This is a genomic window from Halorussus salinus (genome assembly GCF_004765815.2).
Lineage (GTDB): Archaea > Halobacteriota > Halobacteria > Halobacteriales > Haladaptataceae > Halorussus > Halorussus salinus.
Genome location: NZ_SBIS02000008.1, coordinates 80396 through 95195, shown reverse-complemented (window position 1 = coordinate 95195; position 14800 = coordinate 80396). Strand labels below are relative to the sequence as shown.

Genomic DNA, 14800 nt, shown 5'->3' with positions numbered 1-14800 from the left:
TCCTCGCATGGTCATGAAAGAATCCACGGAGAAGTTGGAGCGGGGCGAACCGGTCCCCAACTTCGAGTTGGAGGGCACCGACGGCGAGATCCACACGCTCGCGGACTTCGCCGACTACGACGCCGTGCTGTTGGTGTTCACTTGCAACCACTGCCCCTACGCGCAGGCCAAGTTCGACCTGCTGAACGACGTGGCCGCAGAGTACGACGACGCCGCGGTGGTCGGTATCAACCCCAACGACGCCGACGAGTACCCCGACGATTCGTTCGAGAAGATGGTCGAGTACGTCGAGGACGGAACCGTTCGCTACGACGCCTACCTCCGCGACGAGACCCAAGAAGTCGCGGAGGCCTACGGCGCGGAGTGTACGCCCGACCCATTTTTGCTCAGGAACGGCGGCGACACGTTCACGCTGGCGTACCACGGCCGACTGGACGACGCGCTGAACCCCGACGACGAGCCGACCGAGATTTACATTCGAGACGCCATCGACGCGGTGCTGGCGGGCGACGACGTTGACTTGGAGTTCATGCCCTCGCGCGGATGTTCCATCAAGTGGAAGTGACGCGGGGCTCCTGATTACTCGCCGCCCGTGAACGCGGTGAACTCGTCGGCGTAGCGCATCGCCACCGTCCCGAGGACGCTCATCACGAGGACGTACCCCACCGTGAACGACGCGAGTTCGTCGGTGCGCGGGATGGTCGCGCCCGCCGTGGTCGCCAGCGAGGCGATGACCAGCGAGAACTCTCCTCGGGGGACCAAGCCGACACCGACACGGAGCGAGCGCCGCCGGTTCAGGCCGTAGAATCGACCGCCGAGGAGACCGCTGGCTACCTTCGAGAGACCGGTCGCCACGACGGCGACGACGAGGAGCAACCCCACGTCGAGGAACGTCGTCACGTCCGTCGAGAGACCGATGGTGAAGAAGAAGACCGCGGCGAAGAGGTCGCGGGTCGGGCCGACGACGGTCTCCAGTCGCTCGGCGTGGTCGGTCTGGCCGAAGGCGATGCCCACGAAGAAGGCCGCGACGGCCTCGCTGACGCCCAGCACGAGCGCCTCGCCCGCGACGAGTGTGGTTATGCCGACCGCGAACAGCAAGAAGAGTTCGTCGGCCTCGACCGAGAGCAGGCGCTCGACGTAGGGCGTGCCGTACACCGCGACGGCCGCGAGAACGAGCAGGAAGGCGGCGGCGGTGCCGACCGACGCGAGGACCGCGCCGACGCCGCCACCGCCGAGCGCGACCGCGGTCAGGACGGCGAGGACGACCGCGATGAGCAGGTCCTCGAAGACCAGCGTCCCCAGTATCACGTCGCTCTCGGGGTCGGCTATCCACCCGCGTTCGACCAAGGATTTCGTGACGACCGCGCTGGAGGAAATGTAGACGATGCTGGCGAGGAACAGCGCAGTGAGTAGAGGAAAACCGAACAGCGCCGCGATGGCCGCCCCGACGCCGAAGTTGACGAGGAAGTCGGTCGCGCCGACGCCGAGGAGCCTCGTCGGCCGGGCGAGCAGGCGGTCCGGGCTGAACTCCAACCCGAGGAAAAAGAGGAGGAAGACGACGCCCAACTCCGCGCCCACGTCGAGAATCTGCCAGCGCGAGACTAACGTCAGGTCTACCGGGCCGAGGGAGTGGGGCGGGTTCGGGCCGACGACGACGCCCGCGAGGATGTACGCCGGGATGACCGACTGGTCGAGGCGAGCCGCGAGCGCGCCAGCGATAGCGAGGACCGTAAAGGCGATGCCCAACTCCACGAGGACTTCCGCCATCAGTCGGCCTCCGTGAGGATTTCCATCATCAATCCGATTCCGCGAAGACCCCCGCCATCACTCGGACAGAAGGTCGGTCAGCGTCTCGTGTTCGGCCCGCGTCCCCAAGGCGACCACCACGTCGCCCGCCGCCAACTCGAATCCCGGCTCGGGGTTGCCGACCGTCTCGTCGTCGCGCTGGACCGCGAGGACGGTGGTGCCGGTCCGGCGACGGATGCCGCAGTCGCTCAACGACTTGCCGACGACCGGCGAGTCCGCCCCCACGTCGTGCCACTCGATGAGTTCGTCGCCGAGGGGCACCTGCGCGCGCTCCAAGTCCACGGGCTGGAAGTACGCGCCCTCTAGCAGGGTGCCGAACTCGCGGGCCTGCTGGTCGGACAGTTCGAAGAGCTTCTCGCTGTCGGCCTCGGGGGACGGTCGCCGGAACACCTCGCGCTTGCCGTCGTGGTGGATGAGGACGACGAGACGGTCCTCGCCGTCGATCTCGTACTCGAACTTCCGCCCGACGCCGGGGAGGTCCGTCTCGTAGACCGTCATACCGCGTTCTACGACGGCTCCGGACTTAACTTCGGTCGCCGTCCGCCGTCGCCCTCCGCTCGCGGGCGCTCGCTTCGCTACGTTTACAAGTCGTAGCTGATAACGCGGCGTATCATGGACGCGCGTTCGTTCGCGGCGCGACTCGGAGACCGGGGCGGGAGGTGGCTCGCTCGCCGGTTCGGCGTGGACCCGCGGGCGCTGGCCGCGCTCCGGATTTCGCTGGGACTCCTCCTGCTGGCGGACCTCGCGCTCAGGTCGCGGGACCTCGTGGCGTTCTACACCGACGCGGGGGTCCTGCCGCGGTCGGTCCTCCGCGAGGAGTTCGGCGGCATCGCCGCCCTCTCGATTCACGCCCACGTCGGGTCGCCGTGGGCGGTCGGCCTGCTCTTTCTCGTCTCGGGCGCGTTCGCCGTCGCGCTACTGGTCGGCTACCGGACGCGACTGGCGACGGTGGTCTCGTTCGTGCTGGTGGTCTCGCTCCACGCGCGGAACCCGGTCCTGCTGAACGGCGGCGACTCGATGCTCCGCCGCCTGTTGCTGTGGGGCGCGTTCCTGCCCCTCGGGAGTCGGTGGTCCGTGGACGCGCTCCGACGGACGCGCGCCGGAGCGCAGGGCGACCGAAATCGAACGACCGGAGCGTTGAGGCGAATCGCCAACGTCGCGTCGGCCGCGCTGTTGGTGCAGGTCGTGCTGGTCTACGCCACGAACGCCGTCTACAAGCTCCGCGGCGACCTGTGGCTGAACGGCGACGCGATTCTGTACGTGTTCGGCTTGGACCAGTTGACCGTGCGACTCGGCGGCGTGCTGGCCCAGTATCCGACCCTGCTCAGAGCTTTCGACAGAGTGTGGCTCGGGTTAGTCGTCACGTCGGTCGGCCTCCTGCTGTTGACGGGGTGGGCGCGGGCCGCGTTCGCCGCGCTGTTCGTCGGGATGCACCTCGGGATGGCGCTGACGATGCGCCTCGGCGTCTTCCCGTTCCTGTCCATCGCGGGCCTGATTCCGTTCCTCCCGCCGGTGTTCTGGGACGCCGCGAGCGCGAAGCTCCGACAGTCGCGTCTCGGCACCCGACTCGACGACTGGGCCGACGACGCCGACCTCGGCGCGCGAATCGACCCCCTGCTTCCGGAGCGACGCAGTTCTCTCGGCGTGCGCCGAGGAGTCCGCCGGCGGGCGCGGAGACTCCGCGGACCGGTCGTCGGGAGTCTGCTGGCGCTAGTTCTCGTCTGGAACGCGGCGGCGCTCGGGTACGTCGCCCTGCCCGACGGCGTGAGCGAGTCGGCCGACCCGAAGGAGTACCGCTGGGACATGTTCGCGCCCGAGCCGCGGACCGCTGACGGGTGGTACGTCGCGCCGGGACGACTGGCGTCGGGCGAGCGCGTCGACGTGTTCCACGACCGCGAGGTCAGGTGGGACGAACCCCCCGACGTGGCCGCGAGCTACCGGAACGTCAGGTGGTTCAAGTACACGATGGACCTCCGGGCGAGCGCGGCCGAACCGCTCCGACCGCACTTCGCCGACTACCTCTGCGAGGAGTGGAATGCGAACCACGACGAGCGCGTCGAGCGCGTCGCGCTCTACTACGTCGAACAGCCGATTCGGCTCGACGGGCCAGACCCGACGAATCGGGTGAAGCTGTACGAAGGCTCGTGCGGGTCGGCCTGAGTGCAACCTCGATTTTCGGGGCTTTTGCGGAGCGTCGGCGCGAGGGGGCAGTTCGTTTTCGAAAACGTAAACGTTTGCGGAAACGAATACGTTTACGCAATCGAAAACGAAAACGCGAACAATTTCGTTATCGAAAACGAGAACGCTTACGAAATCGAAAACGGTGTCGAGAGCGCCCGAAACGGCTACTTCGGGACGCAGACGCAGGGGTTGATGGCGGCGTCGGTGAGGCCGGTCCGGACCTCCGGCGGGGTCTCCTCGCGCGACCAGTACTCCTCGGCGTCCGCGGCCGACCAGAAACTCCGCGGACGCGCGCCGAGTTCGGCTTCGATGCGGTCGTAGCTCAGGAGGTTGCGCCCCTCCAGCAGGAGTTGGAATCGCTCGCGGAAGTCGGGGCGGTCCGCGAGGACGCCGTCGCCGGTCGATTCGCGGTCCCACTCGGCCCGCGTGAAGCGGTTGGGGTAGTTGAACACGAGGAGGCCGCCGGGTGCCACCGCGTCGTAGAGGTTCCGGACGGCGCGGGCGGCCTCCTCGACGTAGTGGAGGACCGCGTAGCAGTACACCGCGTCGAACGACCGGTCGGGGTCGAACGCGGGCAGGGTGGCCTCCTCGATGGTGACGTTCGGGAGGTCGTGGTCGGCCGCGCGCTCGCGGGCCTCGCGGCGCGCCGACTCGGTGGCGTCGTAAGCGAACACGTCGAGGTCCGGGTGGCGCTCGGCGAGTTCGAGCGGGCAGTCGGCGGGGCCGCACCCCACCGCCGCAAACGAGTCCGGATATTTAGTCCGCTCGAACAAGCGGTCAAGCAGGTCGGCCATGCCGTGGGTCTCGCCGGGGCGGGCGCTCTCGCGGTGGTCGCCCTCGGCGTCGGTCCAGAAGCGGTGCCAGTCGATGGTCGCGTCGTGTGTTTGGTCGTGGTGAGTCGGGTCGTCGCGGGTCGAGTCTGTCATGCGAGAGTGGAAGGCCGCGGTCAGTTCACGAACAGTCGGATGTCGTCGGCCACGAGACCGGACCCCGGCGGCGTGTTCTCCGGAACCGCGTCGAACCAGTCGGCGTCCCAGTGGTCGTTGTCGTCGGTACCGGGGTCGGCTATGTCCGCCGGGTCGTCCGCGGAGTCGTCCGCGTCCGCAGGGTCGCCAGCGAGCGAGGCGCGGAAGACGACGCCGTAGGTCGTGGCGTGCGGTTCCTCCTCGCCCTCCACGAAGTGGTCGATTTCGCGCACGGCCTCCACGCCGTCGATTTCGAAGGGGAGGTCGGTCGTCGTCTCGACGTTCCGGCGGGCGGTCGCGAGCCAGTCGTCGCCCGACTCGACGGGGCCGTGCGGGAGCATGGCGACGGCCTCCTCGCGGTGGACCGCCAGCAAGACCTCGCCCGCGTCGTTCGTCACGCCGACGACGGCTCTGCCGTCAACGTCGATGTTGCAGTGGTCGCGGTCGTCGTGGACGGCGGTCTCGTCGGTGAACGGGACCTCCTCGCGGTCGTGCAGGCTCGCGGGGTCGGCGAGCGAGTCGAGCGTCGGGTCGTCGTCGTCGGCCGAGGCGTCGTCGGCGGCCGGGGCGTCGGTCGCCGAGGAGTCCGTGGGCGGTCGGTCGTCGGTCACTGCCGGGTCGGTCGATGGTGTGTCGTCGGACATGGTGGAGTCGTGACTGTCGAGAGTCGTTGCTGTCGGTGGTCGCAACTGGTAGGACACCTCCTCGGCGGGTCGGACGGCGGCGAGCCACCGGTCCGGCCGCGAAACCGAGAGGCGAGGCTGTTCGAGACGAGTCGGAACGAGTTCGCCTGCGAGCGCACCCGAACCTCGCGGATTCGAGCGCCGGAGCAGAAGCTACGCGAAACTGATAGAAAAAAGCGGCGATTTTGTTTCGTGTATTTTCTACATGTAATAATTAGTTGCGGGAGGTAATAAGTGTTTGGGTAGGGAATTGAAATTCGTTTCTTTAGCAATATAGAGTTGTTGTACACACAAATACAGTCACTCTTATGTAGAACCGCGGAAAGACCGGATCTGTTGAAATCCACAGAATGTGACGGGTTCCCTCCCGATGCAGTCAGTACAGAGTCTATGAAGAATCAGCGCGGACTGTGAGGGTAGTAAAATCGTGAGAGACGATATCAGTACCAGTAGCAGCCGCGTATGTACCATCCGTGTGTGTCGCTCCTCTGTAACCGTCTCTCGCTGAGCAACCGACGGCGGCGCATCTCATACGAGCCCCAATCCGTTTGCCAGCGTGAGGCTGGCGATAACCACAAACCCACCCGAGGCCAGTCCGTACTTTAGGAGTTGCCTGCGAAGATTACTGCTGAATTCATCAAACCCTTTATCAGAAAGCAGTAGCGGCGTCTCGTCGCTTCCCCGGACCACGGGGGTCCCCTGAGCAATCGTGACTTCCCCGCAGACGGCCAGCATCTCGCCGTCGAGAATGGTTCTCGCCTCGAAATACTCGTCGTCGGGGATCTCCTCGGGTGCGTCCGCATCGAAGATGTACTTCATAATGGGAATGGGGTTGACAGTCCCGTGTTCCTCCAGATGGATGTACTGCGATCTCCAGCTACGCTTCGACAGAAAGGTCGATACGGTCCAATCCGGAGACACTGTCGTGATATCGGCGCTGTCGTGGGTCTCGGCCAACCAGTCTGTGTCGATACGAATCTCGCGCCGACCGTCGTCAACGGAAAACGTCCCGGACTCGATCCCGGATGCATACGTGACCATATTCGTATCCGCTCCGGGCTCTTCGGCATCGAGATTGTAATTATGGGACTCGGATTCCTTGAGCCGCCACACGTACGCACCAATCGACTTCGCTTCATCGGTCGGGAGAGAGTTGCTTAGTGGCGGCGAGTCCTTGACGTTCACCGTCCCCTCTATGGCGACGGTCTCGCCACCGGCGAGCGTTGATGGACTCTCGGTTTCGGATGCCGACACCAATCGGTAGAGTATCCCGGCCGTGATGGCTCGGTAGCCCAACCACAAAGAGCTAGCAAGTAGAATCACCCCCAAAATAGTCCTCACCGCTTCAACCATATACGTCTGCACCGGTTGGATGTACTTTATACATAGGAATCAGGGTCCCCTCAGAGAGAACTCGTTCGGCCAGTTCACGTCACCCTTTGGTGTCGTTTCTACATAAGAGCGAATACAGTTATCTCAGTCAGGTGGCCGAAATCGGTGGACCGGCGATTCAGTCCGCTCGCTATCCGACCGGCGGCCGCGGGCGCGCCTCCGAGCGCGACGCACCGTCGGCCAAACACTTTCCCCGAGACCCACCGAATTGAGACGCGAACGTGCCCAAACTCGAAACTCCCCTCGACATCGGCGGCGTGGAACTCCCGAATCGACTCTACCGCGCACCGCTGTTGGAGTGTGCTGGCGAGGAGGCCGACGCCGCCGACCTCCTCGGCGCGGAACTCGAACCCGCGGCGGCCGCTGGCGCGGGGTTGGTCTGTCAGGGCGCGGCCCCCGTCCGGGAGTCGGGCGGCCGGGTCGCGCCGGGGATGACGCCGTTCGCGGATCCGGAGTTCGTCGCCGGACTCTCGTCGGTGCCCGAGCGAATCCACGCCCACGGCGGGCGCATCTTCGCGCAGTTGGACACCGGCGGCCTCCGGAGCATGGAGACGTGGCACGCCGAGTACCGGCGCGCGAACCCCGACCTCCGCCAGCTCGCGGTGTCGAAACCGCCGTGGCCGCTCCGGGCCGCCGACCGCCTCGGGTTGCTCGACTACGACGCGCGGGTCCTCTCGACCGAGGAGGTCTACGACCTCGCCGCGGAGTTCGGCCGCGCGGCGGCGAACGCCGCCGACGCTGGCTACGACGGCATCCACCTCGCGGGCGCGAACATGGGGCTTCTCCAGCAGTTCCTCTCGCCGTTCTACAACGACCGGGACGACGAGTTCGCCGACGGCGTGCGCTTCTTCGAGGTCGTGTACGACGAGATTCGCGCACGCGCTGGCGACCTCCCGGTTATCGCCAAGGTGCCCGCCGAGACCGAGGCTCCGCCGGGTATCGGTCCCACCCTCTCGGCCGACGACGCCGTCGAAATCTCGGTTCGACTCGACCGCATCGGCTACGACGCGCTCGTCCCGGTCCGCGTCTCGACGTTCTGGGACATGAGCATCGTCCGCGGGCGATTTCCCGAGCGCGCGTGGCGCGACTCGACGTTCAGGGAGGGGTACGTCGCGGCGTTCGGCAGTCGCTGGAAGGCCGCGCTCGTCGCGGCCGCCAACCGCGTCGAGGGCGCGCTCTACGACTTCGAACCGGCGTGGAACGCCGACCTCGCCCGGCGCGTCCGCGAGCGCGTGGCCGCGCCGGTCCTGCTGGAGGGCGGGATTCGCTCGCGGGAGCAAATCGACGGTCTCCTCGAGAGCGACGGAGAGAAATCGCCCGCCTGCGACGCGGTGGGGATGGGACGGCCCTTCTACGCTGAGCCGCGCCTGCCCGCCCGGATTCTGGACTCGGAGCGCGCCGCGGTCGTCTGCGAGAACTGCAACAACTGCACCGTCCCGCAAGTGACGGGCGCGAACGGCGTCTGCCGGACGCCCGCGGTGCTGGCCGAGCGCGGCGAGTTGCGACGCGAGGGCGCGTACGACCGCGACGAAAATCCGCGAGGAGACGACGAGGAGAACAAAGATTAGGCGTCTCGGCTCCCTACCCGACGGCATGGCCCGCGAAATCACCCACGACGCAACCGGCCCGCTCAAGCTGGACGAGGAGGACTTGGACGACGAGAAAGGAAACGTCGCGGTCTGTCTCTGCGGTCTCTCGGAGAACTACCCCTTCTGTGACGGCTCGCACCGGGCCGCCGAGGACGAGGAGTCCGGCGTCCGCTACAAGTACGAGAACGACGACCCGGACGGCGAGCGCCGCGAGATAGCCGAGATAATCTTCGCCGACGAGTAGGCCGCGGCGCTACGCGGCGTCGCCCGGTGAGCGCCACCACGCGACGCTACCGAGTGAGCGCCGCCAGTCGGTCAGGCAGGTCGGCGAGTGCAACCGTCTCCGGGTCCGCACTGGCGGCGTCCAACTCCCGGAACCCCGTGCCGGTCAGCACCGCGACCACCGCGTCGTCGGCCGCGAGTTCGCCCGCGTCGGAGAGTCGTCGAATCCCGGCCAGCGCGGTCGCCGAGGCCGGTTCGACGCAGAAGCCCGCGTTTCGAGCGAGGGTGGCTTTCGCGTCCAGAATCTCGTCGTCGGGCACCGAGAGGACCGCGCCGCCGGTTGCGCGGGCCGCCGCGAGCGCCCGCGTCCCGCTCGGCGGGTCGGCGTTGGCGATGGAGTAGGCGACCGTCTCGCCGGTCTCGGTCGCTCGCGTCACCGACTCGCGCTCGTCGCGGAACGCCGCCGCGATGGGGTCGCAGGCCGCCGCCTGCACGAAGTAGAGTCTCGGGAGGGCCTCCTCGGCGAGGAGACCCGCGGCCCGCAACTCCCGCAGAGCCTTCCACGTCGCGCTGGCGTGGCCGCCGCTGGAGACGGGGAGGACGATGGCGTCCGGCACTGAGGGGACCTCGGACGCGGAGGAGTCGTCCGGCGCGCGGTCCCGCCGACCGCGCATTTCGCGGGCGGACGCCCCGCGAGCGAACGCCTCGCAGATTTCCAGCGCCGTGGTCTTCTGCCCGGCCACGCGCAGAGGAGTGTCGGAGTTGACGAACTCCACGGGCGCGTCGGCGGCCAGCGTCTCGTGGTAGAGACGGCCGTAGTCGCCCGCGACCCGGACGAGCGCGGGGTCGTACTGCGCGATGGCCGCGAGTCGTTCGCCGGAGATGTCGTCGGGCACGAGAACGAGCGCGCGCGGCGAGTCGGCGTCGGGGTCTCCGGAACTCGCTCCCGCGGCGGTCGCCGCGACGCTCATCGCCATGTTTCCGTGCGAGACGGTACCGACCCACTCGCGGCCCGCCTCGGCGGCCCACGCCACGCCCACCGCGCTCCCCCGGTCCTTGAAACTCCCCGTCGGGTTCTCGCTCTCGTCTTTGAGCCAGAGTCGGCATCCCGCGTCGTTGTCGAGTCCCGACGCGCGGACCAGCGGCGTCGCGCCCGCGGCGGCGCTCACGCCCTCGATGGCTCCGCCGGATTCGGAGTCGAAGGGCAGGAGGTCGGCGTAGCGCCGGACGGCCGATTTCGCTCCCGCGGTCGTCTCGGCGTCGGGCCACGCGAACTCGGCGGCGGCTCCGTCGGTGTCGAACCAGAGCGGTTCGCCGCAGTCGCACCGCTTGCGGTCGGGGAAGGAGGCGGTCGCGCCGCACCGGTAGCAGGTCAGGTCGAGCGAATCGAGGGCGGTCTCGGGCGAGTCCGTCATCGCATCGCGTCCTCGTAGGTCAGTCGTGCGCGCTCCGCGCCGTCGGCGAGATAGCCCGCGTCGGTGCCGACGATTTGGTAGTCGTAGCCGTAGTCGGCCCACAGTCGAATCTCGCTCTCGTCGGTCGCCAACGTACCGACCGGCGTGTCGGCGTCGTGGGCGCGCGCGAGGACCGACTCGACGGTCTCGCGGAAGCGGTCGCTCTCGTACTCGCCGAAGACGCCCAGCGACCCCGAGAGGTCCGCCGGGCCGACCAGCAGGGCGTCCACGCCCTCGACCGCGGCGATGTCGCGGGCCTCGGCGACGGCCTCGTCGGTCTCGATTTGGAGGACCACGGCGGGCGTCCCCTCGTCGCCGCGGACCTGCGCGGCGAGGTTCCGGCCGTAGTCGTTGGCCCGCGACCCCGCGATGCCCCGGACGCCCTCCGGCGGGTAGCGCGTCGCTTCGACCGCGCGGCGGGCCTCCTCGGCGGACTCGACCATCGGGACCAAGACACCGGAAACGCCGGTGTCCAACACGCGCTTGATTCGCACGGGGTCGTTGTCCGCGACGCGAGCGAGGAGGGCCGCCTCGCCCGCGGATTCGACCGCGCGAGCGACGTTCGCCACGTCGGCGAGGTCGGTCGGCGCGTGTTCGGTGTCCACGACCGCGAAGTCGGCCTCGCGGGCGCAGACCTCCGCGACCGCGGGGTGGGCGACCGAGAGCCAGTGGCCGACCACCGAGTCGCCGTCGCGGAGTCGTCGCCTGAGCGTGGAGCTATCTGACATACGAACACGGTGGGCGTCGCCCGGCAAGTAGGTTTCCGAGTCGGCAGGGCGGTGTCGGGAGGCGAAAGGCGAGTGGAAATCAGAGACAGAAAACCCAGTTACTGCGCCCGAACGCTCGTCACGATGAAGACGTACCCGAGCGTCGTCACCGCGTAGTTGACCGTGAGCAACACGCGACTCCGCTCGAAGTCGGTCACGAACGCGCTGTAGGTCGTCGCCACCGCCGCGGCGACGACCAGCGAGAACCCGATGGTCAACAGGAGCATCGACCGACTATCGGTCTCTAGATACGCGCGGGCCGACTTCGCGACCAGCGTGAGACCCGCGACGACGAGGACGGCACTGAGTACGACGTAGGCGACTTCCATCGGTTGCATTTCGTTACTGTAGGAACTGACACGTGCTGGAGATTTAAATCTATTCGGTCGTTATCAAATGAGATAACTGGACCGTTTGTTTTCTGAGATATATAGATGAAATTTGTAGGGGGGAGCCGGAGTCCGACCGCGTGGCTCGCTATCGGCGTGGAAGCGCCGCGGCCAACTCCTCGACGGGGTGGGTCGGGCGCTCGGTGTCCAGTTGCGACCGACAGGACGCGCCGGGCGCGACCACCTCGTCGGCGTCCGCTTCGGAAATCCGGTCGCGCAGGATGTCGCCGATGGACTGGGAGAGGTCGTAGTGTTCGGCGTGGTAGCCGAAGCTTCCGGCCATGCCACAACAGCCCGAGTCGAGCGCGGCCACGTCGTAGCCCGCCCGCGAGAGGAGCCCCGCGGCGTGACCAGCAGTACCCAGCGCCTTCTGGTTGCAGTGGCCGTGGTACGCCAGCCGAACGTCGGGCGCGTCGAAGTCGATGGCGTCGTCCCGGCGCGTCACGTCGAGGTACTCGCAGACGCCGTAAGCGTTCTCGGCGAGGAGGTCGGCGGCCGACGAGTCGGGCAGGAGGTCCCGGTACTCGTCCTGCACCATCGCGGCGTCGGAGGGTTCGGGGTAGACGACCGACCAGCCCTCGCGGACGCGGGGCGCGAACCGAGCGACGTTGGCCGCGGCGCGCTCTCGGGCCACGTCGAGGAAGCCCTCCGAGTACGCCGGGCGACCGCTCGGGTCGGCGTCGGGCACCTCGACGCGGACCCCGGCGGCTTCGAGGACCTGCACCGCGGCCCGGCCCGTCGCGGGGTAGACGTAGTTCGTGTAGGTGTCGGGCACGAGCAGAACCCGGTCCGCGGCCTCCGAGGCCGGAATCCGTGGGCCGCCGCGGGCCGCGAACCACGACGCGAACGACTGGCCCGCGAACTCGGGGAAGTCGCGTTCGCGGGCGATGCCGAGCGTCTTCTCGGCGAGCAGGCCCGCGCCGGGGAGGTCGGCCAGCCAGTTTGAGACCGGCGCGAGCGCAGAGCCGACGCGAGCGAGGCGGTCAACCTCGGCGAAGAGTCGTTCGCGGGGGCCAGCGCCTTCCTCCTCGTGGTAGCGGTGCTTGACCTCGGCCTTGAGTTTGGCGAGGTCCACTCCGGTCGGGCAGTCGCTCTGACAGCCCTTACACCCCAGACAGAGGTCCAGCACCTCCTTCTGGAATCGCTCGCTGTAGATTTCGTCGGGCGGAAGTTCGCCCGAAATCGCGGCTCGGAGCATGTTCGCCCGGCCGCGGGTCGTGGCCATCTCGTCGTCCATCCCGCGGTAGGACGGACACATCACCTCCGAGTCGGTCTGGCGGCAGGTACCACAGCCGTTGCACAGTTCCACGAGGTGCGAGAAGCCGCCCTCCGCCGAGAAGTCCTGCTCGGTGGCGGGTTCCAGCGACGAGTAGGCCGGGCCGTAGCGCAAATTCTCGCGCATGTCCGCGCCGACGCCGCGCTCGGCGGCCGCGCCGGGACCGGTCGGTCCCACGTCGTCGGGCGAGTCCCGGAAGACGACCTTGCCGGGGTTCATCCGCCAGTCTGGGTCGAACGAGGTCTTGAGTTGCTTGAACGCGGCCCACAGCTCCGGACCGTACAATTTGGGGTTGAACTGCGTCCGTGCGAGGCCGTCGCCGTGTTCGCCCGAGAACGACCCGCGGTGGTCCAACACGAGCGAGGTCACGTCCTCGGCGATGGACTGCATCTTCTCGACGCCCGCCGATTCCTTGAGGTTCAGCACGGGGCGGACGTGGAGGGTCCCGCTCCCGGCGTGGGCGAAGTACGCCGCCGAGGTGTCGTGGGCCTCCAGAACTCCCTCGAAACCCTGCACGTACTCGGCCAACTCGTCGGGCGGAACCGACGCGTCCTCGATGAAGGGATAGGGTTTGGGGTCGCCCGCCATGCTCATCAGCAGGGGAATCGCCGCCTTCCGGAGCTTCCAGAGCTTCGACTGGGCCTCCTCGTCGTAAGCCTCCAACACGTCGAAGGCCGCGCCCGCGTGGACGAACTCGGCATTCGTCTCCGCGACGGCCTCCTCCAAATCGACTTTCACCTCCGAATCGAACTCCAGCATCAGCGCGGCCGCGGCGTCGTCGGGAATCGGCTCGGCGTACTGCGCGTACTCGGTGGACTCGCGGGCCAGTCGGAACACCTCGTCGTCCATCAACTCGACCGCGCTCGGGTCGTAGTCGAGCGCGACCGGCACGGCCTCCATCGCCGACAGCAGGTCCGAGAAGCAGTACAGCGCCAGCGCGGTCTCGTCGGGTTGCGAGACCAGCGAGAGCGTCGCCTCCGTGACGGTGCCCAGCGTCCCCTCCGCGCCGACGAACAGCTTGGCAACGTTTACGCATTCGTTTCCGTTTTCGTTTACGTAAATACACTTGTGGAGGTTGTAGCCCGACACCGACCGCTTGAGTTTCGGGTACTTGTCCTCGATTTCGGCTTCGTTCTCCTCGACCAGCGACCGAACCGTTTGGTAAATCGCGGCCTCGCGGTCGTCCTTCGCCACGATTCGCTCCCACTCCGGCCCGTCGAGTTCGACCTCGCGGGCGCGAATCCGACTTCCGTCCGCGAGGACGGCTTCGACCTCCTCGACGTAGGCGTCGGTGATGCCGTACCGGACCGAGTGTGCGCCCGTCGAGTTGTTGCCGATGCCGCCCCCGACAGTCGCTCGGTTCGAGGAGGCCGGGTCGGGCGCGAACTTCAGGCCGTCGTCGGCCAGCCGGGAGTCGAGGTCGTCCTGCACGACGCCGGGCTGGACGACCGCGCGCTTCCGGTCGGGGTCCACCTCAAGAATCGCGTCCAGATGCCGCGAGAGGTCGAGGACGACACAGCCCGACCCCACCGACTGGCCCGCGAGCGACGACCCCGCGCCGCGAGGGAGGACCGGCGCGTCGTGGGCGGCCGCGACTTCGGTCGCGGCCGCCACGTCGTCGGCGTCCGTCGGGAAGACGACTCCCGCGGGACGCTCCTCGTAGACGCTCCCGTCGGTGGCGTAGAGAATCTGGCTGTACTCGTCGAACCGGACCGCGCCCTCGCAGGCCCGCCGGAGGTCGGCCGCCAGTTCGGCGTGGTCGGGGTCGTCGGGTACCTCGATACCGAGCGAGTCCCGGTAGGACTCGAAGTCGGGGGCGTCCGCGGGAGGGGAAGACATGACACCGTATGACACGTGAAGAGTCATAAATTACGGGTGCAGTGTGAACGCTCGCGCTCGCCGGTCCGGAGACCGAGCCGAAGACGAACCGGGAACGCCCCCGAAACGAATCCGGAGCCGATTGCGAAAACGATTGCGAAACGGATTCGTAAACGTAAACGAAAACGGAGATATGACCGAAATGCGGGGAAATCGCCCGAGGAGGCCGCGACCACAGGGCGGCGCTAACCGGACGCA

Annotated in this window: 13 protein-coding genes; 4 read left to right on the top strand and 9 right to left on the bottom strand. The window is 67.6% G+C overall.

Annotated features, from left to right (window positions below; genetic code table 11):
- The first annotated feature begins 7 nt into the window (after positions 1-7).
- Positions 8-565 (top strand): thioredoxin family protein, encoded by a 558-nt coding sequence (locus tag EPL00_RS17505; protein ID WP_202932686.1) that lies wholly within the window; start codon positions 8-10, stop codon positions 563-565.
- Positions 566-579: 14 nt separating this feature from the next.
- Here the strand turns inward: EPL00_RS17505 and EPL00_RS17500 are convergent, their stop codons facing one another.
- Together EPL00_RS17500 and EPL00_RS17495 are read right to left on the bottom strand one after the other, a co-directional pair.
- Positions 580-1767 (bottom strand): cation:proton antiporter, encoded by a 1188-nt coding sequence (locus EPL00_RS17500; RefSeq protein WP_135854259.1) that lies wholly within the window; start codon positions 1765-1767, stop codon positions 580-582.
- 57 nt (positions 1768-1824) lie between these two features.
- Entirely contained in the window at positions 1825-2304 is a 480-nt protein-coding gene (locus EPL00_RS17495; protein ID WP_135854260.1) for a cation:proton antiporter regulatory subunit, read from the bottom strand.
- Positions 2305-2418: 114 nt separating this feature from the next.
- Between EPL00_RS17495 and EPL00_RS17490 the strand changes: the two genes are divergently transcribed.
- Entirely contained in the window at positions 2419-3966 is a 1548-nt protein-coding gene (locus EPL00_RS17490) for an HTTM domain-containing protein (RefSeq protein ID WP_238398237.1), read from the top strand.
- 185 nt (positions 3967-4151) lie between these two features.
- Here the strand turns inward: EPL00_RS17490 and EPL00_RS17485 are convergent, their stop codons facing one another.
- The 3 genes from EPL00_RS17485 to EPL00_RS17475 all read right to left on the bottom strand — a co-directional run bounded on the left by EPL00_RS17485 (position 4152) and on the right by EPL00_RS17475 (position 6988).
- Positions 4152-4913, bottom strand: coding sequence for a class I SAM-dependent methyltransferase (locus tag EPL00_RS17485; RefSeq protein WP_135854261.1), 762 nt, complete (start codon positions 4911-4913; stop codon positions 4152-4154).
- Positions 4914-4933: 20 nt separating this feature from the next.
- Positions 4934-5596 (bottom strand): NUDIX domain-containing protein, encoded by a 663-nt coding sequence (locus EPL00_RS17480; protein WP_202932685.1) that lies wholly within the window; start codon positions 5594-5596, stop codon positions 4934-4936.
- A gap of 567 nt (positions 5597-6163) precedes the next feature.
- Positions 6164-6988, bottom strand: a complete 825-nt coding sequence (locus EPL00_RS17475; protein ID WP_135854262.1) for a hypothetical protein — start codon at positions 6986-6988, stop codon at positions 6164-6166.
- A gap of 260 nt (positions 6989-7248) precedes the next feature.
- Here EPL00_RS17475 and EPL00_RS17470 point away from each other — a divergent pair, with 260 nt between their 5' ends.
- Positions 7249-8595 carry an oxidoreductase gene (locus EPL00_RS17470; protein WP_135854263.1) on the top strand — a complete coding sequence of 449 codons (1347 nt, stop codon included), beginning with the start codon at positions 7249-7251 and terminating at the stop codon, positions 8593-8595.
- A 25-nt stretch (positions 8596-8620) separates the two neighbouring features.
- Complete coding sequence (locus tag EPL00_RS17465; RefSeq protein ID WP_135854264.1) at positions 8621-8860, top strand: CDGSH iron-sulfur domain-containing protein; 240 nt, start codon at positions 8621-8623, stop codon at positions 8858-8860.
- A gap of 46 nt (positions 8861-8906) precedes the next feature.
- Here the strand turns inward: EPL00_RS17465 and EPL00_RS17460 are convergent, their stop codons facing one another.
- The 4 genes from EPL00_RS17460 to EPL00_RS17445 form a co-directional block, all read right to left on the bottom strand.
- Entirely contained in the window at positions 8907-10253 is a 1347-nt protein-coding gene (locus tag EPL00_RS17460; protein ID WP_135854265.1) for a threonine synthase, read from the bottom strand.
- A complete protein-coding gene (locus EPL00_RS17455) occupies positions 10250-11020 on the bottom strand; it encodes an HpcH/HpaI aldolase family protein (RefSeq protein WP_135854266.1) in 771 nt (256 codons plus the stop codon). Before EPL00_RS17455 ends, EPL00_RS17460 begins: the two co-directional genes overlap by 4 nt.
- A 98-nt stretch (positions 11021-11118) precedes the next feature.
- The gene (locus EPL00_RS17450) at positions 11119-11397 is read right to left on the bottom strand and encodes a DUF7521 family protein (RefSeq protein ID WP_135854267.1); all 279 of its coding nucleotides are present in this window, start codon (positions 11395-11397) and stop codon (positions 11119-11121) included.
- A 139-nt stretch (positions 11398-11536) separates the two neighbouring features.
- A complete protein-coding gene (locus tag EPL00_RS17445; protein WP_135854268.1) occupies positions 11537-14563 on the bottom strand; it encodes an FAD-binding and (Fe-S)-binding domain-containing protein in 3027 nt (1008 codons plus the stop codon).
- Positions 14564-14800: the final 237 nt, after the last annotated feature.